This is a genomic window from Bacillus sp. SRB_331, assembly GCF_003264175.1.
GTDB lineage: Bacteria > Bacillota > Bacilli > Bacillales > Bacillaceae_G > Bacillus_A > Bacillus_A mycoides.
In genome coordinates, this window is record NZ_NADV01000007.1 from 521,084 (window position 1) to 541,673 (window position 20,590).

General features: G+C 36.9%; 21 protein-coding genes, 1 pseudogene and 1 other annotated feature. Of the genes and pseudogenes, 16 read left to right on the forward strand and 6 right to left on the reverse strand.

Going from position 1 to position 20,590, the window contains the following annotated elements; translation table 11 throughout:
• The first annotated feature begins 330 nt into the window (after window positions 1-330).
• From B5P42_RS06210 to B5P42_RS06225, 4 genes are all read left to right on the forward strand, one after another.
• Window positions 331-552 carry a helix-turn-helix transcriptional regulator gene (locus tag B5P42_RS06210; RefSeq protein WP_002089441.1) on the forward strand — a complete coding sequence of 74 codons (222 nt, stop codon included), beginning with the start codon at window positions 331-333 and terminating at the stop codon, window positions 550-552.
• On the forward strand, window positions 536-1,249 hold the full coding sequence (locus B5P42_RS06215) for a DUF3169 family protein (RefSeq protein ID WP_002143665.1): 714 nt from the start codon (window positions 536-538) through the stop codon (window positions 1,247-1,249). The genes B5P42_RS06210 and B5P42_RS06215 overlap by 17 nt, the downstream gene beginning before the upstream one ends.
• A 13-nt stretch (window positions 1,250-1,262) precedes the next feature.
• Window positions 1,263-2,345 (forward strand): M50 family metallopeptidase, encoded by a 1,083-nt coding sequence (locus B5P42_RS06220; protein WP_113733851.1) that lies wholly within the window; start codon window positions 1,263-1,265, stop codon window positions 2,343-2,345.
• 96 nt (window positions 2,346-2,441) lie between these two features.
• The gene (locus B5P42_RS06225) at window positions 2,442-2,582 is read left to right on the forward strand and encodes a DUF3985 family protein (protein WP_002034639.1); all 141 of its coding nucleotides are present in this window, start codon (window positions 2,442-2,444) and stop codon (window positions 2,580-2,582) included.
• A 151-nt stretch (window positions 2,583-2,733) separates the two neighbouring features.
• On the opposite strand, the gene B5P42_RS06230 is transcribed toward B5P42_RS06225, so the two are convergent.
• Window positions 2,734-3,120, reverse strand: a complete 387-nt coding sequence (locus tag B5P42_RS06230; protein ID WP_002015968.1) for a DUF3938 domain-containing protein — start codon at window positions 3,118-3,120, stop codon at window positions 2,734-2,736.
• Between the two features lie 340 nt (window positions 3,121-3,460).
• Window positions 3,461-4,354 carry a YitT family protein gene (locus tag B5P42_RS06235; RefSeq protein WP_000530031.1) on the reverse strand — a complete coding sequence of 298 codons (894 nt, stop codon included), beginning with the start codon at window positions 4,352-4,354 and terminating at the stop codon, window positions 3,461-3,463.
• Window positions 4,355-4,628: 274 nt separating this feature from the next.
• Here B5P42_RS06235 and B5P42_RS06240 point away from each other — a divergent pair, with 274 nt between their 5' ends.
• The 3 genes from B5P42_RS06240 (at window position 4,629) to B5P42_RS06250 (ending at window position 6,820) form a co-directional block, all read left to right on the forward strand.
• The gene (locus B5P42_RS06240; protein ID WP_002015967.1) at window positions 4,629-4,913 is read left to right on the forward strand and encodes a hypothetical protein; all 285 of its coding nucleotides are present in this window, start codon (window positions 4,629-4,631) and stop codon (window positions 4,911-4,913) included.
• A 28-nt stretch (window positions 4,914-4,941) separates the two neighbouring features.
• Window positions 4,942-5,724, forward strand: a complete 783-nt coding sequence (gene yidC, locus B5P42_RS06245; RefSeq protein WP_002191109.1) for a membrane protein insertase YidC — start codon at window positions 4,942-4,944, stop codon at window positions 5,722-5,724.
• Between the two features lie 130 nt (window positions 5,725-5,854).
• Window positions 5,855-6,820 carry a hypothetical protein gene (locus B5P42_RS06250; RefSeq protein ID WP_113733852.1) on the forward strand — a complete coding sequence of 322 codons (966 nt, stop codon included), beginning with the start codon at window positions 5,855-5,857 and terminating at the stop codon, window positions 6,818-6,820.
• 90 nt (window positions 6,821-6,910) lie between these two features.
• Here B5P42_RS06250 and B5P42_RS06255 read toward each other — a convergent pair whose 3' ends face one another.
• Window positions 6,911-7,138, reverse strand: a complete 228-nt coding sequence (locus B5P42_RS06255; RefSeq protein ID WP_113733853.1) for a hypothetical protein — start codon at window positions 7,136-7,138, stop codon at window positions 6,911-6,913.
• 165 nt (window positions 7,139-7,303) lie between these two features.
• Window positions 7,304-7,540, forward strand: a binding site (T-box leader).
• 65 nt (window positions 7,541-7,605) lie between these two features.
• Between B5P42_RS06255 and B5P42_RS06260 the strand changes: the two genes are divergently transcribed.
• The 3 genes from B5P42_RS06260 to B5P42_RS31915 all read left to right on the forward strand — a co-directional run bounded on the left by B5P42_RS06260 (window position 7,606) and on the right by B5P42_RS31915 (window position 10,465).
• Window positions 7,606-8,919, forward strand: coding sequence for an APC family permease (locus tag B5P42_RS06260; RefSeq protein ID WP_002143658.1), 1,314 nt, complete (start codon window positions 7,606-7,608; stop codon window positions 8,917-8,919).
• Window positions 8,919-10,214 (forward strand): MFS transporter, encoded by a 1,296-nt coding sequence (locus B5P42_RS06265; RefSeq protein ID WP_113733854.1) that lies wholly within the window; start codon window positions 8,919-8,921, stop codon window positions 10,212-10,214. The genes B5P42_RS06260 and B5P42_RS06265 overlap by 1 nt, the downstream gene beginning before the upstream one ends.
• A gap of 77 nt (window positions 10,215-10,291) precedes the next feature.
• Window positions 10,292-10,465, forward strand: coding sequence for a hypothetical protein (locus B5P42_RS31915; RefSeq protein ID WP_002034605.1), 174 nt, complete (start codon window positions 10,292-10,294; stop codon window positions 10,463-10,465).
• 180 nt (window positions 10,466-10,645) lie between these two features.
• Here the strand turns inward: B5P42_RS31915 and B5P42_RS06275 are convergent, their stop codons facing one another.
• Window positions 10,646-11,404: a TrmB family transcriptional regulator gene (locus tag B5P42_RS06275; RefSeq protein ID WP_002034606.1), complete on the reverse strand. Its 759-nt coding sequence runs from the start codon at window positions 11,402-11,404 to the stop codon at window positions 10,646-10,648.
• A 208-nt stretch (window positions 11,405-11,612) separates the two neighbouring features.
• On the opposite strand from B5P42_RS06275, the pseudogene B5P42_RS06280 reads away from it, so the two are divergent.
• From B5P42_RS06280 to B5P42_RS06295, 4 genes and pseudogenes are all read left to right on the forward strand, one after another.
• Window positions 11,613-13,613 (forward strand): annotated as a pseudogene (locus B5P42_RS06280) (methyl-accepting chemotaxis protein).
• 77 nt (window positions 13,614-13,690) lie between these two features.
• Window positions 13,691-13,993: an MTH1187 family thiamine-binding protein gene (locus tag B5P42_RS06285; RefSeq protein WP_001018862.1), complete on the forward strand. Its 303-nt coding sequence runs from the start codon at window positions 13,691-13,693 to the stop codon at window positions 13,991-13,993.
• A gap of 48 nt (window positions 13,994-14,041) precedes the next feature.
• Window positions 14,042-14,287: a YusU family protein gene (locus B5P42_RS06290; RefSeq protein ID WP_001290599.1), complete on the forward strand. Its 246-nt coding sequence runs from the start codon at window positions 14,042-14,044 to the stop codon at window positions 14,285-14,287.
• Window positions 14,288-14,597: 310 nt separating this feature from the next.
• Window positions 14,598-15,515: a proline dehydrogenase family protein gene (locus B5P42_RS06295; RefSeq protein ID WP_002015957.1), complete on the forward strand. Its 918-nt coding sequence runs from the start codon at window positions 14,598-14,600 to the stop codon at window positions 15,513-15,515.
• A 22-nt stretch (window positions 15,516-15,537) separates the two neighbouring features.
• Here the strand turns inward: B5P42_RS06295 and B5P42_RS06300 are convergent, their stop codons facing one another.
• Together B5P42_RS06300 and B5P42_RS06305 are read right to left on the reverse strand one after the other, a co-directional pair.
• Window positions 15,538-16,377 (reverse strand): D-alanyl-D-alanine carboxypeptidase family protein, encoded by an 840-nt coding sequence (locus B5P42_RS06300; RefSeq protein WP_113733855.1) that lies wholly within the window; start codon window positions 16,375-16,377, stop codon window positions 15,538-15,540.
• A 97-nt stretch (window positions 16,378-16,474) separates the two neighbouring features.
• The gene (locus B5P42_RS06305; RefSeq protein WP_080448040.1) at window positions 16,475-16,621 is read right to left on the reverse strand and encodes a YuzL family protein; all 147 of its coding nucleotides are present in this window, start codon (window positions 16,619-16,621) and stop codon (window positions 16,475-16,477) included.
• 237 nt (window positions 16,622-16,858) lie between these two features.
• On the opposite strand from B5P42_RS06305, the gene B5P42_RS06310 reads away from it, so the two are divergent.
• Both B5P42_RS06310 and B5P42_RS06315 read left to right on the forward strand, forming a co-directional pair.
• Window positions 16,859-19,240, forward strand: a complete 2,382-nt coding sequence (locus B5P42_RS06310; RefSeq protein WP_113733856.1) for a 3-hydroxyacyl-CoA dehydrogenase/enoyl-CoA hydratase family protein — start codon at window positions 16,859-16,861, stop codon at window positions 19,238-19,240.
• 21 nt (window positions 19,241-19,261) lie between these two features.
• On the forward strand, window positions 19,262-20,434 hold the full coding sequence (locus tag B5P42_RS06315) for an acetyl-CoA C-acetyltransferase (RefSeq protein WP_001206332.1): 1,173 nt from the start codon (window positions 19,262-19,264) through the stop codon (window positions 20,432-20,434).
• Window positions 20,435-20,590: the final 156 nt, after the last annotated feature.

Below are 20,590 nucleotides of genomic sequence, written 5' to 3' on the forward strand. Positions count from 1 at the left end.
AAAGAAGATAAAACCAAAAATCATATAAAAATCCAGTTAAGTATTCGGAAGTTTTAAAGAGGTTCATATCACTTCCTATAAAGAAAAATAATGAAAAAGAAAAAAAGAGAGAACAGGCCGCTGAAAATTTAATAAGGGCGTAAGGAAAGACCATTTTTTTATCCATGAGACACCTCAATTATGTAGTTCTTGAAGATTATTATATACGTTATGTCTAGTATAATATATATGCATTTTTGACATGTATCAACGTCAAAATGACAATGATAATTGACATTTTGAAGGATATTATTTACAATTTTAATTAAATAAATGAAAAAGAGGTAAAACATGAAGCTTCAAAATCGAGTGAGGGAACTTAGAGCAAAGCATCGTGTATCACAAGGGGATTTAGGTAAAGCAATCGGCTCATCACGGCAAACAATTAGTTTAATTGAGCGTGGGGATTATGCGCCGTCTATTGTGTTATCGCTAAAAATTGCACAAATTTTTGGAGTGCCAGTGGAGGAGATATTTATGTTGGTGGAGGGGGAAGATGGAGATGAAGAGTAAGGGAAATGGGAAAATGACGGCTATATTGAAGTTGTTAGTAGGAGCAGTATTTGGCGGGTTTATAGGGTATGCAGTAGGAGATATTGCAACAGCGGGTACTAGCAAAATATCTCCTGTTATTAGCATTGTTATGATGAGTGTATTTGGCGCAATAGCTATATATTATATTTGGAAGCGTACAAGAGCGCTCGCACAAACGAAAGATGAAGAGGAAAATGTTAAGGGACGAAGATTAGGAATAGCACTTATTTATCTTCGAGTAATGGAAATTGTTATTCCATCATGGTTTGTTTGCTCAGTGATTGCTTTTTACCGAACGTATACAGGTGAGGGGAACTTGTTTTTTGTTAGTGTAAGTATTGTGGCATCTATAGTGTGTTTGATTGCTATAACTTGGCTAGGATTTGTAATGAGAAAAAAGTATAACAATCTATATCCAGAACAGAGTGTCACGTATTCTCAGTCAATGGAAATGTGGGCAAAGAATGCAGATGAAGGGCAAAAGCAGATCGTCCATGAAGCAGGATATAAAGCGTACCAATATACAAACATGACACTTGTTTGTGCATGGTTTGCAGCGATTGCGTATGCACTTTTAGATGGAAAAGATTTCTTTATGGTCATTATGATTTCGTTTGTTTGGGTATTACACGTTGGAACATATATGTACGAAATGCATAAAAAAATGATTTATTAAGGGGAGAGAAACGGTGGACATTTTAAGAAGACCTGCTTTTTCATTATTCGCTGCCTTCGTTTGCTCCGCTTTATACGGATTCATTCGAATAGAAAAAGTACAGCAAATCATAGAAGTATGGGCGTTTTTCGGGATTGCATTGCTAGTGTTAGCTATTCATGAATTAGGGCATGTAATATGTGGTTTGATAGTCGGTTTGAAATTTAAGTTTATGACAGTAGGGCCTATTACTGTTCAAAAAGAAAAGGGGGAAATACGAATTCGAGAAAATAAAATATGGATGTATGTTGGTGGCGTTGCAATGTTAGTGCCGTCTTCCACACACACACCGAACCTTTCAAAAAAATGGGCATGGATGACTTTAAGTGGACCATTAACGAGTTTCGTATTTGGCATTGTATCAGGTTACATATATATGGTGAGTTATTACCACATGCTTTTATACTTTTCTGTGTTACATCTTGCAATCTTTGTCGTCACAGCAATTCCAATAAAGGGAACGCTACTAAGCGATGGCATGCAATTTCTCATTTTAATTAAAGATGATGAAAAGGCTAGAGAGCATTTATACACGATTCAAGTATCGAGTGAGTTATTTAGTTACAAAAGACCAGAAGATTGGGATGAGAGATTAATAGAACTTAGTGAGGAAAAATTAAAAGAGGATAAAAGTATAAGCGAGATAATGAGTGGACTTATGCTTGTCTTTTATGCCCGAGCTGATCAAGAAGGAATGGAAAAAGCGATAGTGTATTTAGAGAAAATTGTGCAGTTACCTGTGACAAAAGAGAATAAATATTTTGTTGGTAGTTTTCATAGTTGGTATCTTTTATATAGAGTACTATATCAAAAGGAAGGTCTTTCTCTGCAAGAAGCGAAGAATCATGCAAAGGCCATTACAAGGCTAGACTTACATGGGTATTACCGCGCACAAGGAATTATCAAATATTTAGAGCAAGACATAGAAGCATTCCATATTTATATGAAGAAAGCAGATAAAGAGTTGAAGACCGCTGAGAAGAGTGAGTTGGGATATTTACAACTGGAGAGAGAATGGTTTGAGCGGTTGAAGGAGGGGGTATCTTACGATGGGTGAGGTATCCTCTTTTCTATATGTAATCTTCTGCCGTTCCGTAAAAAGATTTAGGCGAGTAAAATGAGGTAAGAAGAGCAAAGTTTGGAGGAGTTATATATGGAAATTTTAGCGATTATTTTGCTAGTCTTACTCATTTATGTAATTTTTAAAGTGGCATATGTAGCAGTAAAGATACTCGCAGTCCTATTAATTATCTTTTTAATTGTAGAGTTCGGCAGTAAGCTGCTTGGGGGATAGGGTATGTTGTGCTTTAGGGATGGCGAAGGATGTCGGTAAATCGATATCCCGTGTCGAAACGGTCGAGGAATCGCTGATATATTTCGGTAAATACCAATTAGAGTATGCACGGGGGATAGCAAACAAAAAAGCTGGAAGAGTATCTTCCAGCTTAAGAGTTACTTTCAATTTGTTGACCATTTTCTTCTTCGTGGTCTTGTAATAGGTTGAATACGTCTGCTAGGCAGAATGCGATAAACCAAGTCCATAGACCGTGGAAGAAAGCTGAGCTTAATTGAAGTGGTAATGTATAGTTTGTCATTGAGTAGGAAATACATCCACCAACGATTCCGATCATTGTTAATAACATTGTTTTTTGAGCATTTTCTTCTGGATTGAAGAGGAAGAAAATGTATCCGCCTAAAATTGAAGCGCTTACAAGGGTTTCGATTCCATTAAAAATGATATTCTCTCCAAGCTCAGTGTTTGTCCAGAAACAGATCACGCCGCCGACGATGGCAAATAGGACAGCTAGTGTGTATCGTATATATTGATTCATATGTTCATCTCCTTATGTAATAAGATGATTTGGAAGTCAAAAAGGTAGGTATAGTATATTGAAGTGAATTTTAGTTGTACGTATCTTTTATAAAAAGATCAGTGAAGAATAACTAAGATGATCGGTTTTTTTAAACCGTTACGTGTATGGTGTCTGAAATATACCCGACTGCTCGTTTCTTTTTGCTTATAAAAATAAGAGAAACTTCCAAGTCTATATACTCTTTTTTGTTAGTCTAGTTTTATTATAACACATTTAGTGATACAATAATAGAATTATCTGATTTTGTAATAAGTGTAAAAAATAAAAAACGCAAGGAATTGTAGTTCCTTGCGCTTTTTTATATACGTTTGAAACGGCCGACAATTTCAACTGTTTCAGTAATGTTCATAAATGCTTTATTATCCACTTGGCGGATAATACGTTTCATTTCGCCCAACTCGTAGCGAGTTACGACAGTGTAAATCATTTTTTTCTTATGGTTTGTATAGCCGCCGACAGCATCTACCATTGTTACGCCACGTATGCCGTGATGTAATAGTGAGCTTTTTATTTCCTCACCTTTTTCTGTAATTGTCATTATCGTTAATTTAATATGTTTTGTATGCACGGCATCAATTACTTTGCTGACTACAAACCGACTAATTAACGTATAAAGCGTAATATCCCATCCGAAAATAAATCCTGCTGCAACAAGTAAGATTAAGTTGAATCCAAAGATGATTGCTCCAATTGAAACATCGCGATGTTTCGCTACAATCAATCCAACAACATCAAAACCACCTGTTGAAGAAGCAAAGCGGAATATGATTCCTGAGGCAGCACCGCAGATGACACCACCGAATACAGAAGACAGTAAAATATCGTCTGAAACTTGGTGTACTGGGATAATGTTCATCGCCAAAGATGATACAGCCACAAAGTATGCCGTTAAAAAGGTTGTCTTCTTTCCTAAGTAAAAGTGACTTAAAATAAGAAGCGGAATGTTTAGTAAAAAGATAAGTGCTCCGATATTGTAGTGCATTAAATAACCGATAATCATCCCTACACCAGCGAATCCACCGCTAATCATATTATGCGGGATAAAAAACATATTCATAGAAATTGCATACAAAATAGAAGCTATAAAAATAACAACTAACTGTATGATAAATTCTAAATGAAATGTTTTAGCTGCTGGGAAGGATAAAAAGGCGGTGTCGGGAACGTAATCGGCGTCTCCTAGTTGACCCATAGTATGTTTCATCTCCATATTCATTTTTGATTACAAGAAGAGAATAAAGGTTTTTTCAAAAACTGGCAATAGTTTTATTATAATGCAAAAATTTTATAAATTTCTAACAAATTAAACCTATTCAAAGATACGTGTGAATATACTAAAGAAAGCGAATACATTGGTTTTCTAGCATAATTTTTTGAGAAAATATGCAAAAAAACTTTTGAGAACAAAAGGAAATAGAGAATGTTTGCTGAATATGCTAAAATGACTTTATTAAGGATGTGAAGCGATGGAATTTTTATTGCAGGATGCAATTCTATATATATCGTTTGTAACGACAGCGCTTTGTGTATTAGAAGTCTTTTTTCTTGCTAACGTTTCTCGCTTTGTGCGTCAGCAAGCATCGAGCGGTAGACAGAGAGCTTTTAAACTAGTAGATACGTGTGAAGAGGGTACAAGAAATGTACCGCTATTTTCTATTTTTTATAAATATGGAATGATTCGTTCTGTCCGCAGACAAGAATCGAGTGGAGAGAGTGACGAGGTAGGTCCGTATACACCAATGTTTCGCTAATTAATTACGAAACATTGGAGGAATGAACATGTTAAAATCATACCGAGCTAGGCTCATTAGTTTATCATTATTACTTGTTTTTGTTTTATCTGGCTGCAGTAATGCAGGCACAATTGATTCACATAGTACGGGAATTTGGAACCATTATTTCGTATATCCAATCTCATTTATGATTCAATTTGTTGCTCATCATATACCTGGAGCTAGCTTCGGGATTGCCATCATTATCATGACGCTCGTTATTCGTTCAGCAATGATTCCATTAGCTGTTTCGCAATATCGTAGCCAAGCGAAAATGAAAAAAATGCAACCTGAATTACAGAAGCTGAAACAGAAATACGGTGATGTGGGTAAAGATCTTGAAAAACAAAAGCAGTATCAAAAAGAAATGTCAGAACTAATGAAATCAGGCGGTTGGAATCCGTTAGCTGGGTGCTGGCCAATCTTTATACAAATGCCGATTTTCTCTGCTTTGTATTATGCGATTAGCCGAACTGAAGAGATTCGTACATCTTCATTTTTATGGGTGAACCTAGGACATGCAGATCCATATCATATATTACCGATTATCGCAGCGTTAACAACATTTATTCAAATGAAGGTGTTCCAATCAAATGTAACGCCTGGAGAACAAGTTCAAATGCTGAAAATACAGCAAATTATGATGCCTGCAATGATTCTATTTATGGGATTTGCGGCGCCATCAGGACTGGTGCTGTATTGGATTACAGGTAACTTATTTACAATGACACAAACAATTGTATTAAGAAAAATAATGGAACGTGAAGAATTACAATTACAAAAAGCTTAGAAAAACGCCGCTCGTGATGAGCGGTGTTTTTTTATTTAAATCGTTAAGGAAATTTTAAGAAACCAACATTACTATTGGCATTGTATACGAAAGTGTACATGCTTTAGAAATATGAAGGAGGAAATTTCCTATGAAGAAGAAAACAGTTGGGTATGTAGCAATTGCAGGTGCTTTATCATTTGGAATTATAGGAGGAGCTTGCATACCAGCGTTTGCGGCAACGAATACTCCAGCGGCCGAGCAAGTTACAAAAGGAACTGCGAAGAAGAATTTAGATGAAGCGACAAAACAAAAAGTAAAAACAATTATGGACGATACAAAGAAACAATTAGAGGAACTAGGTGTGAAACTTCCAGAGAAGGAGAAACGCAAAGACATGCTTGCGGACTTAGATGAGGCGACAAAAGAAAAAGCGAAGTCGATTCTAGAGCAAGAAAAATCCGGGAAATTAACTCGCGAACAAGCAAATGAGGAATTAACAAAGCTAGGCGTGAAATTCCCAGAGAAAGGTAAGCACAAAGATATATTCGCGAATTTAGATGAGGCGACAAAAGAAAAAGCGAAGTCCATTTTTGAGCAAGAAAAGTCCGGAGCATTAACGCATGAGCAAGTGAAAGAGAAATTGAAAGAATTAGGCGTAACGCTTCCAGAGAAAGGGAAGCACGGTGATATGTTCGCGGATTTAGATGAGGTGACAAAAGAAAAAGCGGAAGCAATTTTGAAGCAAGAAAAGTCTGGAACACTAACTCGTGAGCAAGAGAAAGCGAAGTTGAAAGAACTAGGTGTGAAATTCCCAGAGAAAGGGAAGCACGGTGATATGTTCGCGAATCTAGATGAGGCGACAAAAGAAAAAGCGAAGTCTATTTTTGAGCAAGAAAAGTCCGGGAAATTAACTCGCGAGCAAGCGAAAGAAGAATTGACAAAACTAGGTGTGAATCTTCCAGAGAAAGGGAAGCATGAAGACATCTTTGCAAACTTAGATGAGGTGACAAAAGAAAAAGCGAAAGCGATTCTAGAAAAGGAAAAGAAACAATTAGCAGATTTAAATGTGGATCTTCCAAATCATAAATTTTTTATGAAAAAAGATGATAAATAATTGAACTATGTAGTATCTTTCGTGTGGGCAACCGAAAGGTACATACGACAAATGCGAGGACCGATTTCTGTAAGCAGAAATCGGTCCCTTTTAATGATTCATTGAAATTCTTTTCATTGTTAGTATGTATCCAAAGATGCAGTAGAAGATTGCAAAACCGATAAACACTTCAGTATATTGGTATTTACCTAATACGTAGAAGGAAGCAGCTGGTATAATAGCTACCGCTAAAATGCTATAACCAGGATACTTATATCGATACATGATAGTGAATATAAAAGAAAGAACCGTAGCGATGATACAAAAAATAGCAATCATTATTAGTACACCTCCTACATGGATTGTACCATTTTTAGGGAATTAGAGAAGTGTCGGAACTTCTGTTATAATATAAGAAGAGAAATGTTTCTTATGTTATATAAAAAATATATTGATTTTTTCTAACAATTCAATATAATGGGAAACAACTACAAAATTCGACATCAAGAAGTGATGATGAGGATATGATCAGTTTTTTACGATTATCAGAGAGGGAGGCCTTTGGCTGTGAGCTTCCTAATACGGGAAAATCGATTACCACCTCTGAACTGCAGCAGTGAACGGATATCTAGTAATTGCATGCCGGCAAAAACCGTTATTTAGACTTGAGAAATTGGTGAAGTGTGTCACTTTACTAATTGAAACAAGGGTGGAACCACGAATACAACACTCGTCCCTTTTTTAGGGAGGAGTGTTTTTTTATTTCATTTTTGCATCACACTAGAATTGGAAGGAGGATACGCAGCATGCATCATGATGAGAAAAACAAAATTGGTTTAACAGTAGCACTTTCTATCGTAGTAGGAACTATTATTGGGTCTGGTGTGTTTATGAAACCAGGGAGCGTATTAGATTACTCAGGGAGTTCTAATATGGCTATTCTTGCTTGGGTAATTGGTGGTCTGTTGACGTTAGCAAGTGGTTTAACAGTAGCCGAAATTGGAGCGCAAATTCCGAAAAATGGTGGGTTGTATACGTATTTAGAGGAGATTTACGGAAGTTTTTGGGGGTATTTATCTGGCTGGATGCAAACAATTGTTTATGGACCAGCTATTATTGGAACGTTAGGTTTGTATTTTAGTTCTTTAATGATCAATTTTTTCTATTTAGATAAAGTCTGGAATTTACCAATCGCAATTGGAACAGTTGTGTTCCTAGGCGTTATAAATAGTTTGGGAACAAAATATGGGGGCATCGTCCAAACGGTTACGACAGTTGGGAAGATGATTCCAATTATATTAATTGTTGTGCTAGGGTTTTGGAAAGGGAATAGTGATATCTTCAACGTAGTTGTACCGATATCAGAAAATCAAAGTATCGGGATGGCAATTTTAGCAACTTTATTTGCCTATGATGGCTGGATTTTACTCGCTTCTATTGGCGGAGAAATGAAGAACCCAACAAAGTTATTACCGAAGGCAATGACAGTTGGGATTTTAATTGTAACAGCTGCTTACGTGTTAATTAACTTAGCGTTATTAAATGTATTACCAGCAGCGAAAATTGTAGACCTTGGAGAAAATGCAACAGCGACAGCTGCGGGTATGTTACTTGGAGAATATGGCGGGAAAATTATTAGTATCGGTATTATCATTTCTATTTTCGGTTGTTTAAATGGAAAGATTTTAACGTTCCCACGTATTCCGATGTCGATGGCAGAGCGTGGACACCTTCCGTTTTCTAAGTTTATTGCAAAAGAAAATTCGAGATTTAAAACACCAGCAAATGCGATTACTGTTGAAATCATTTTAGGAATTATTTTAATGCTTATTAGTGATCCGAATAAGCTATCTGAGATTTCCGTATTCATTATTTATATTTTCTACGTAATGACGTTTATTGGTGTCTTCATTTTACGAAGACGTAACAAGGATAAAGAGCGTGCATATAGTGTACCGTTATTCCCGATTGTACCAATCGTTGCGATTTTAGGGTCATTGTTTGTACTTGGAAGTGCGATTATTAACGATCCGGTAAGTTGTTTCTTATCAATTGGAATGGTATTTACTGGACTTCCGGTGTATTGGTACTTAAATAAGAAGAAAGAAACTGGAGTTTAATGATTGAAGGGCAGGCGTATAATACGCCTGCTTTTTTCGCTGTAAAAAAATTGTACTTGCGTCCACTTTCTCTTTTGGTTACTATAATGGTAGTAACCAAAAGAGAAAGTGTGGGGGAAGACTTGAATTTTCGTGTATATATTTTAGCTATTGCGGCTTTCGTAGTCGGAACGGTTGAGCTAATTATAGGAGGAACGCTTGATTTAGTTGCCAATGATTTAGGTGTGTCGATTAGTGCAGCTGGTCAGCTTATTACAATATTTTCAGTAGTATTCGCTCTATCAGGGCCAGTTTTATTAGCATTAACAGGCAAGTTTGAAAGAAAGAAATTGTATGTTGTGGCATTATCAATTTTCTTAATTGGAAATATCATTTCGGCATTTAGTGTGAATTACGGGATGTTAATGTTCTCGAGAGTAATTTGTGCAGCGAGTGGATCGCTTATTATTGCACTATCGGTTACACTTGCTTCTAGTGTAGTAGAGCCGCATTTTCGTGCGCGTGCAATTGGAATCATTTTTATGGGTATTAGTGGATCACTCGTACTTGGAGTACCGCTCGGTCTTGTGCTCGGAAATGCATATGGATGGCGTGCACCATTTGTATTAATTTCAATATTAACGGTTATGGCGATTGCTTGTATTTCGTTGTTCTTAACGAAAGTACCAGCGACATCGGTATTATCAATAAGAGAACAAATTGCTACGTTAAAGGATAAAAAAATTGTAAGCGCACAGTTAACATCATTTTTATTTTTAACAGGTCATTTAACGCTATACGCATATTTAACACCGTTTTTAAAAGATGTGATGCATGTTGAAGCAAATTGGATTAGTGTGTTTTACTTCATTTTCGGAATTGCAGCGGTACTTGGAGGTGGTCTTGGCGGCTTGCTTGCTGATAAATGGGGATCGAAGAAAAGTATTATTTCCATCATTATCGTATTTGCATGTGCAATCTTTATGTTGCCGATGATGACATTCTCATTCCCGCTTTTCATTATTATGATGGGGCTTTGGAGTATGCTGAGCTGGGCAATTTCGCCAGCACAGCAAAACTATTTAATTGAAATTGCGCCAGAATCAGCTGGTATTCAGCAAGGTTTAAATAACTCTGCACTTCATTTAGGAATTGCACTTGGCTCAACAGTGGGCGGAGTTGTTATTGAGAAATCATCTGTTATATATAACGCTTGGGTAGGCGGCGTTTTCATTATATTGGCACTGCTTTGTGCGGTTTTCTCTATTACGAGAGGACGCTCGAATCAGCTTACGAAAGAAGAATCTATCATTTGATAGGTTCTTTTTTGTGTAAAACATTGCAGGGGTTAGTAGAGAAATGGAGAAGGGAGTATATAGCGAGGTGATAGTATATGGAGTCTAATTTTTCAATTATTGGTTTTCTAATTTCTTTAGTCCCATTATTTCTTATTATTTTTGTATTTAGATGGATTCGTTTCATCTATCAAAATTCTGAGAAACAAGTAGAGCAAAATGAGAAGATTATTGAGCTTTTGATGGAGATAAAGGAGCAAAAAAAATCGTAAAATGAACGCTCTGTATTTACAAATCAAAACCATCCGAAAAACCAACTAAATAAAATTGAATTAGCGAAAGCGTAAAAAAGAGCTGTACCAAATGAGTATGTAAAACTCCGTTTGGTACAGCTTTTTTTGTATAAAAAATTATATTATCTATTCAAATGGTAGAATCGATTTTGGGATTTGTTAATATCTCAACTTCATCAACAATTCCTTAATTTCCTCATCCTGCATAAAGAGATCATGGTGCTTCTCTGTAATCTTCGCAAGTGCAACGTCATGATAGAAGAACTCCGTAAAGAACTTCACGAAAGGTTGTGACATTGTTTTCATCGCTTGCCATGATTCTTGCTCTACACCAGCAAATAAAATTTCACTATCGTCAACGATGAGTAGTAAATAACGCTCTAATGCGTTAGGTTCTTGAGCTGGGATTAAAAAATGCATGTTTTCTAGGTCAGTTTCCACTTTTCCAACTATGAGGGACTCGACTTGGACGCCTTGTTTTTCTTTTTGTTCTAGTAAAGGAAGATATTCTAAAAGGGTATCGTTCCATGCGGAGATGCGTATGGATTCTTTCGCATCTTCTATAAGTTGCCTACTTTGTACTTTAATAGAAGACTGCATTTTTAAACTCCAAACGCGGTCATCTGTAAATGATTTTTTAGAAATATTATTTTCAAGTTCTTTAATATTAGATTGGAATTCTGTCGTTAACTTTTCAATTGCTAGCTTGAGTGGTAATGCTGTATACAATTTTTTCTTTTCAGAAACAGAATCCATTACCATCCCTTTATCAATGAGTCGTGCTAACACTTCGTATATTTTTGCTTTTGGAACACCTGAATGTTTAACGATAGTTGTTGCATCTAATGGGTCATTGCTTGATACGACAACTTCATAAGCTTGGCTTTCATATTGTGAGAAACCGAATTTTTGTAGCATAGTTCCCTCCGAACGAATGAGATTATATGTTAAGGATAATGAACTATTTGTTTTTACACAAGTGTTGAGATAACAAGTAGGTTGATTGAAATGAGAATAAATTTCAAGTTTTTAAACTATATAGATTGAGCTTTCTGTTTTATCCATTATACTTAATATAGTGATTAGTATGATTAAATTTCATCGAGAAGGGGATGCTTGAGGGAAGATGTTGAGAAGTTTACGTTTAAAAATTACAGTAGTATTTTCGGTACTTATTTCTATGATGTTCGTAATATTAGGTACAGCTATGTATCAATTACAGAAAGAAAAGGAAGTGCGTTCCTTAGACCAGTATTTTCAAAATACGATGGACCTTGTGACAGAGCAACTTACGACATTTGTTCAAAGAACTGATGAAGATATGGGGTATTACGCGAACAGTGAGATGATTCGTAATATGATTCAAGATGGGGTTACTCCAGAAGAGGAAGCGTTTTTAACGAAAGAGTTTGCAGAGTATAAAAAGAATCATCCCGGTATTTTAGATTTATATATTGGTACGAAAGATAAAAAAACATTAAGTGCCAATCTTGCTGAAGGTGGGCAAGTGCCAGAAGGATATGATCCAACGACAAGAACGTGGTATAAAGATTCAGAGGCTGATGTGAAAAGGGTTCATTGGGGACAACCTTCTTATGAAATTGCGACAGGAAAGTTAAGTGTAGGGGTTTCTAAAGCAATTACAGCTCAAGATGGATCTGTATTAGGCGTTGTTGCGATGGATGTATCGCTCGGAACAATTCAGAAATTACTTCACAATATTCAATACAATAATGACGGAGAAATGTTTATTATAAATGATAAAAATATGGCTCTTGTTTATCCAGAAAAAGTAGGGAAAGATGTTTCTAAAGAGCCACTTATGAAGAGTTTAAATAAAGAGGTAATAAAATATGCTGTCACTACATTAAAAGGTGAAGATGTAGTTGTTTATAGTCAGTCATTTGATGCGATGAAATGGAAGATAGGAATCTTTTATCCGAAACAAACGATTGATGGATTGTTAAGTAGTACGAGAAATACAGTTATTATAATGGCGTGTATTAGTTTATTAGTTGGAATAGTAGCATCATATTTATTCTCAAGAAGATTAGCAAGACCATTACAACTATTAACAAATCACGTTCAAAAAGTAGCGGAAGGTGATTTAACACTACAAATGAAGGTGACAAGTAAAGATGAGGTTGGTATGCTTACGACTCACTTTAATGATATGGTTGAGCAAATGAATGAAATGGTAAGTAAAATTAAAAATAGTGTATCGACAGTACAGAAATCGACTCACAATCTGCATTATTTAACGAATGAAACTGTAGCAGCTAGTAGAGAAGTTTCAGGTGCAATGGATGATGTGAGCGGAGGCGCGTCTACTCTTGCTAATAGTGTAGATGAAGTTTCAGAACAGCTCGAGAATATGGCGCAGTCAGTGGAACAAATGAATAACTCCGTTGGTGAAATAAAAGGAGTGGCTGGCAAAGCTGAAGAGGCATCTAAGCAGGGACTCAATACGATGCGTAATTTAGTTCGTACAAGAGAACAATCATCTTCTATCGTTGTTCATACGGAAGAAGCGTCCGGTAAGTTAGAGCAAAGGGTTGGATCGATTCAAAATGTGGTAGAACTTATAAAAGGTCTTTCGGATCAAACGAATTTACTGGCTTTAAACGCTTCAATTGAAGCAGCACGTGCAGGTGAGCAAGGTAAGGGCTTTGCTGTTGTTGCGGAAGAGGTTCGGAAATTAGCTGAACAATCAAAAGAGGCAACGGGTGAGATTACAATAATGATTAGCGATGTGCAGTTAGAAGTAAAACGAGTTGTAGAAGTTGTAAGTAAATTGAAAGACATTGCGGATATATAAAATAAAGTTACGACGGAGGCGGAGACAGAATTCCGCACAATTATGTCAGTTGTAAATACTATTAGTACCTCAGTTGAAAAAATTGTAGAAGAGGTAAATAACATAGGTCACGAGCAAGAAGAAATTACAGAAGTTATGCAAACAATTGGTAGCACGAGTCAAGAGAGTGCGGCTGTTTCTGAAGAGGTAAATGCAGCAACTGAGTCACAAGTGAATCATTTAGAAAAAGTAGCTCATACGATGGAAAGTTTGACAGAGAATATGCAGGACTTAGAAAGATTGGTTGAGCAGTTTAAAGTAGAAGAGTAACGTATTAGTAAAATGATGAGAATTTCGGTAAAATAGACAATGGATATATAAGAAGCAGTAATAGGAGGAAGATTATTATGGCAATTGTTGATGTATCGATTATTCCAGTAGGAACAGGTAATCCAAGTGTTAGTGAATATGTAGCAGAAGTACAAAAGGTACTAGAGAAAAATGCTGATCGCGTGAAGTATCAATTAACACCGATGAATACAGTAATTGAAGGAGATCTTCCTGTCATTTTAGAAGTCATTCAACAAATGCATGAAGTTCCATACACGAAAGGTGCACAGCGCGTTGCGACAACAATTCGTATCGATGATCGCCGTGATAAAGTAAGTACGATGGAGAAGAAATTAAACTCTGTTCGATCAAAATTATAAGAAAAAGCAGCGATCTTCGCTGCTTTTTTCATATAGGAGGAAAATAAGATGAGTGAAAAGTTTAATGAGCAGTTTGACGGCTTGCTAGAGAAATACACGGAACTATTACTTGGAGAGAGCAACGAAGAGCGAAAAGAGCAGGTACAGAAATGGGCACTTTATTCTTATATGGCTAAGACGATGCCAGCTTTAGTGAAACATTGGAATGAGACGTATCCAGATGCAAAAGAAGAGATGGTACAGTTAATTACGAATATTAAAAAGCTGAATGATGAGAAGCGAAATGAGAAGTAAGAAGGCTTGAGATAATGTTACCTCAAGTTTTTGTTATTAATATCCTTATATAATTTACATGAAATATAAATGGTTTTGTGAGCATGTCGAATATTTTCGGCATGCTCATTTTTTCCCTAGTAAACCCGTTTTTTCTGAATGTCGAAAAATAGTTTCTTCATATTTACAAACGAGAATATAGAGTTTTAAATGTTTTGATAGTATTTTATAAATTATCTAAATAATTATTTGTATCAAATAATTTTAAACAATGATATAATTTCGAAGAGGGGTAAAAAACAGATAAATTATAGTCGTAGGGGTGAATTACATGGAACAATTAATGCGAAATTCGTTTCTTTTCTTATCTAAAAATAAAGCGCTAACAAAACTGGCTAAAAAGTACGGTTTACGCTTTGGTGCAGGTCGCTTCGTCGCAGGGGAAACGATTGAATTAGCGACAGCTGCAATTAAAGCATTAAATAAGCAAGGTCTTTGTGTAACAATCGATTATTTAGGTGAATTCGTTGATAACGAAGCGGAAGCAAATGAAATGGCCAGCGAATCGATTGAAGCGATTCGTGCAATTGGAAGAGAAGGTCTTAATTCACAGCTTTCTTTAAAGATGACTTCTATGGGATTAGATATCTCCGACGAAATCGTAATGAACAATATGCGCCGTATTTTAGAAGCTGCAAAAGAAAACGGTGTGTTTATTACAATTGATATGGAAGACTATACGCGCTGCGGAAAAACAATTGATATCTTTAAACAATTAAAATCTGAATACGATAATATTGGTACTGTTATTCAAGCTTATTTATATCGTACAGAAAAAGATATTGAAGATTTAAACGCTTATAATCCTAATTTACGTCTTGTAAAAGGGGCCTATAAAGAACCTGAAGAAGTAGCGTTCCCGGAAAAGAAAGATGTAGATGACAATTATAAAAAAATTATTAAAATGCACTTATTAAATGGAAATTACACTGCAATTGCTTCGCATGACGAAGCGATTATTGAATATACGAAAAAACTTGCGGAAGAACACAACATTCCAAGGGATCAATTTGAATTCCAAATGTTATTTGGTATTCGTACAGAGCGTCAACTTGAGCTAGTAAAAGAAGGTTACAAAATGCGCGTTTACGTGCCTTATGGAAACGACTGGTATGGCTATTTCATGCGCCGTCTAGCAGAACGTCCAGCAAACGTTGCGTTCGTATTAAAAGGTATGATCAAAAAATAACCAAGGAGAAAATACTCCTTGGTTATTTTAATTGCTGAAATGCGTAGTGCGCCATTTTCTTCGTATCAGGATATAGCTGCGTGCGAGTAGAAGATAACACGACGTTAATGACGCGTTTACCGTCTTTTTCATCAACTGTTACGACTGTGTATTTTCCGAGTGCTGATAAACCGCTTTTACTTCCAATCGCATATGGATCGTCATATAGTTCTTCTCGTCCATAGTTTGCGATTTTTGGAGATCGCTCTGAAGTATGTAGAGTTGTACGTTTTGAATTCATATATTCTAAAACAACCGGGTACTTTAATGCTTCTTTCGTAATAATAGCAATATCATAAGGTGATACTTTATTTCCAAGTGCATCAGCACCGCTTGCGTTTTTGAAAGTCGCATGCTTTGTACCGAGTTCCTTCGCTCTAGCATTCATCATTTTCACAAACTTTTCTTTTGATCCCGCAATATGTTCAGCGATTGACTCAGCGATTGGGTCTGCACTAATAATAAGCATAAGTTTTAATGCCTCATCACGTTTTAACTTTTCACCCGCGCGAAGCTTAATCTTTGCACTTTGACTTTCTGTTTTAATCGCATTCTCTGTAACCGTAATTTCTTCATCTTCTTTTACATTTTCTAGTAAGAGAAGAGTTGTCATCATCTTGGCTATACTAGCCGGATAAGAGCGTTCATCTTCACGTTTTCCATACAAAATTTCCCCTGTGTCTGCATCAATTGTAATCCCGTATTGCCCAGTAATATTAGGTTGATCTGCTCTTACAACTTGTTGCCTATGCGCATAAGAGAAGAAAATCATCCCTGTAAATAGTGTGGCAATCATTACAATCATAATTATTGTTCGTTTCATCGTCGTTCCCTCTTTTGTTTTCCATATGTACAAATAAATTGGGCAGAAAAAGCAGCCATTAATCATTATGCCACGTTCTCTGCCCAAAAATATAGCGTTATTTTTCGCCCATATTATGCTTCTTATATTGTTGGTTATTACTTTGACGCCCTTTTTCAACACCTTGATTATGCGGACCTGCATTTCCAGTTACGCTTGCTGCGCTAATTCCAGCTTTTGAAGGGTTCTTCTTAAGTTTTGCCATATATATTCCTCCAGTTTCGTCAGATTATAAAAAGGAAAAGTGCATTTTAATGAAGAAAATACACATGTATAGCATAGCCAAATGAAAGAAATATATTTATTTCAGAAAATTTTATCAATAAATATATTGCGAAAATTCAAACTGTATCATATATTTATTAGTAGAGGCTCACTCATTGATTGCGACTTATGTCGAAAAATTGAATGAGCATTCATTCAAGAATAGGGGGAGAAATGGATGTTCCAAATTAAAAAGGCTGCTGTTCTAGGTTCAGGCGTAATGGGTTCAGGGATTGCGGCACACTTAGCTAATATTGGTATTCCGACATTATTGCTTGATATTGTACCACCGGCGCTTACGAAGGAAGAAGAAGCGAAGGGACTTACATTAGAACATAAAAGTGTGAGAAATCGTTTTAGTAATACGGCTGTGCAAAAACTATTAAAGCAAAAACCAGCTCCTCTGACAGTGAAAGGAAATTTAGCACTGATTGAAGCAGGTAACTTAGAAGATGATCTTGAGCGTCTAGCTGATGTAGATTGGATTATTGAAGTAGTAGTTGAAAACTTAGATATAAAGAAGAAACTATTTGAAAAAGTAGATGCTGTTCGTAAGTCAGGCTCAATTGTGAGCTCAAATACATCAGGCATTTCCGTTGAAAAAATGGCAGAGGGTCGTTCAGACGACTTCCAGAAACACTTCTTAGGAACACACTTTTTTAACCCACCACGATATTTAAAACTTCTAGAGGTAATACCGACGAAAGAAACTGATCCACAAGTATTAAGCTTCATGAAACTATTTGGCGAAGACGTTCTTGGAAAAGGCGTTGTTATCGCAAAAGACACACCAAACTTTATTGGAAACCGCATCGGTACGTATGGATTGCTTGTAACGCTTCAAGAAATGATTAAGCGTGGCTATAGCATTGGAGAAGTTGACTCTGTAACAGGTCCATTAATTGGTCGCCCGAAGAGCGCAACGTTCCGTACATTAGATGTTGTTGGTTTAGATACATTTGTACACGTTGCAAATAACGTATATGAAAATGTACAAGAAGAAGAGCGTGATGTATTTAAAGTACCTGCTTTCATGCATGACATGCTTGATAAAAAATGGCTTGGAAGCAAAACAGGTCAAGGCTTCTTCTTAAAACAAGGAAAAGAAATTTTAGAATTAAACCCTGAAACGATGGAATACGAAGCGCGCAAAAAATTAAAAGCTGCATCCGTAGAGTTAAGTAAGCAAGAAAAAGGATTAGCGAATAAATTGAAAGCGCTTGTATACGCGAAAGATCGCGCAGGAGAGTTGTTATGGAATATTATCACACCAACTCTTTTATACTCTGCAAAACTTCATAAAGAAATTGCTGACGATATCGTTGCAATTGACCAAGCGATGAAATGGGGCTTCGGATGGGAGCAAGGACCATTCGAAATTTGGGATGCAATCGGCGTTGAAAAGTCTGTTCAAAAGATGGAAGAAAACGGCGCAGTTGTTCCTACTTGGGTGAAAGAAATGGTAGAGAAAGGTTTCACTACTTTCTATAAACATGATAACGGCGATAGTTACTATTACGACAATGGTGAATATAAGCTAATCGAACGTAACAAAAAAGCAATTTCTCTTAAGCAGTTAAAAGAGAAAAACGGTGTGTTAAAGAAAAATAGCGGAGCGAGCTTAATTGATTTAGGCGATGGTATCCTTTGCTTAGAATTCCATTCGAAGAGCAATGCAATCGGTATGGATATTACGCAAATGATTAACTACGCTGTTGATGAAGTAGAGAAAAATTATAAAGGTCTTGTTATCGGAAACCAATCGAAGAACTTTTGCGTTGGTGCGAACCTTGCAATGATCTTAATGGAAGCACAAGACGACAACTACTTTGAAATTGAGTGGGTTGTGAAAAACTTCCAAGATGCAATGACGAAAATTAAGTACTCTTCTAAGCCAGTTGTAGCGGCGCCATATGGTATGACGCTTGGCGGTGGTACAGAAGTTTGTTTACCAGCAGCGAGCATTCAAGCTTCTAGCGAAACATATATGGGCTTAGTAGAAGTAGGTGTTGGATTAATCCCTGGCGGAGGCGGTAACAAAGAGTTATACATTAAACACTTAAACAAAATGGCAAACGGTGTAGAATTCGACTTACAAAAAGTTGCGAATAAAGTATTCGAATCTGTAGCGATGGCGAAAGTTTCTACATCAGCACAAGAAGCTGTATCGAACAACTTCTTAGGCGATAAAGACGGTATTAGTGTGAATGGTGATCACTTACTATATGATGCGAAACAAAAAGCACTTTCTTTATATGAAGCAGGTTATAAAGCACCTATCCGCAAAAAGATACCAGTTGTTGGTGAGACAGGATATGCAGCGCTTGTACTTGGTGCAGAGGCAATGCATTTATCAGGTTACATTTCTGAACATGATCTGCACATTGCGAAGAAACTGGCATATGTCATTGCAGGCGGAAAAGTGCCGTACGGAACAGAAGTTGATGAGCAGTATTTATTAGATGTAGAACGTGAAGCATTTATTAGCTTAGTAAGTGAGATGAAATCACAAGCAAGAATGCAGCACATGCTTGTAAAAGGAAAACCATTACGTAACTAATAACGAGGGGAGATATCGTTCATGAGAGAAGCTGTCATTGTTGCGGGAGCAAGAACACCAATTGGAAAAGCAAAGAGGGGTTCATTAAAAACAGTTCGTCCTGACGATCTAGGGGCGTTAGTAGTAAAAGAAACGTTAAAGCGTGCGAATTATGAAGGACCAATCGATGATTTAATTTTCGGTTGTGCGATGCCAGAAGCAGAGCAAGGTTTAAATATGGCTCGTAATATCGGCGGGCTAGCAGGACTTTCTTACGATGTTCCAGCTATTACAATTAACCGTTACTGTTCTTCAGGTTTACAAAGTATCGCTTACGGAGCAGAGCGCATTATGCTTGGTCACTCTGAAGCTGTATTATCAGGCGGAGCGGAATCAATGAGTTTAGTTCCAATGATGGGACACGTTGTTCGTCCGAATAGTCGCCTTGTAGAAGCAGCACCAGAATATTATATGGGTATGGGGCATACAGCAGAGCAAGTTGCTGTGAAATATGGAATTTCTCGTGAAGAACAAGATGCATTTGCAGTAAGAAGTCATCAACGTGCTGCGAAAGCATTAGCTGCAGGGAACTTTGCGGATGAAACAGTATCTGTAGATGTGACGTTACGCTCGGTTGGATCAAACAACAAACTGCAAGAAGAAACAATCATTTTCGCACAAGACGAAGGTGTAAGAGCAGAGACGACGCTAGACATTTTAGGTAAATTACGTCCAGCATTTAATGTTCGCGGTTCTGTAACGGCTGGTAACTCTTCACAAATGAGTGACGGTGCAGCATCTGTACTATTAATGGATCGTGAAAAAGCAGTGAGCGATGGCATGAAGCCACTTGCAAAATTCCGTTCATTCGCAGTAGCTGGAGTACCACCAGAAGTAATGGGAATCGGCCCAATTGCTGCAATTCCGAAAGCGTTAAAATTAGCTGGTTTAGAGCTATCTGATATCGGTCTATTTGAACTAAATGAAGCATTCGCTTCTCAATCTATCCAAGTTATTCGTGAACTTGGTCTAGATGAAGAAAAAGTAAACGTAAACGGCGGTGCAATCGCACTTGGACATCCACTTGGCTGTACAGGAGCAAAACTAACACTATCTCTTATTCACGAAATGAAACGTCGCAACCAACAATTCGGTATCGTAACAATGTGTATCGGTGGCGGAATGGGAGCAGCGGGAGTGTTTGAATTACTATAAAAAAAGTGGAAGCGGCTCGTTCAGAATGTGAGGGGGATGGAGCTTCAGACGTAGAGGCGCTCTTTGCCTCGTAGGAAGAAGCGAAGCCATCGAACATTCTAGCCGCTGGAACTGGATTATAAAAAAAGTGCAGGTGGCTTGCTCAGAACAAGAGGA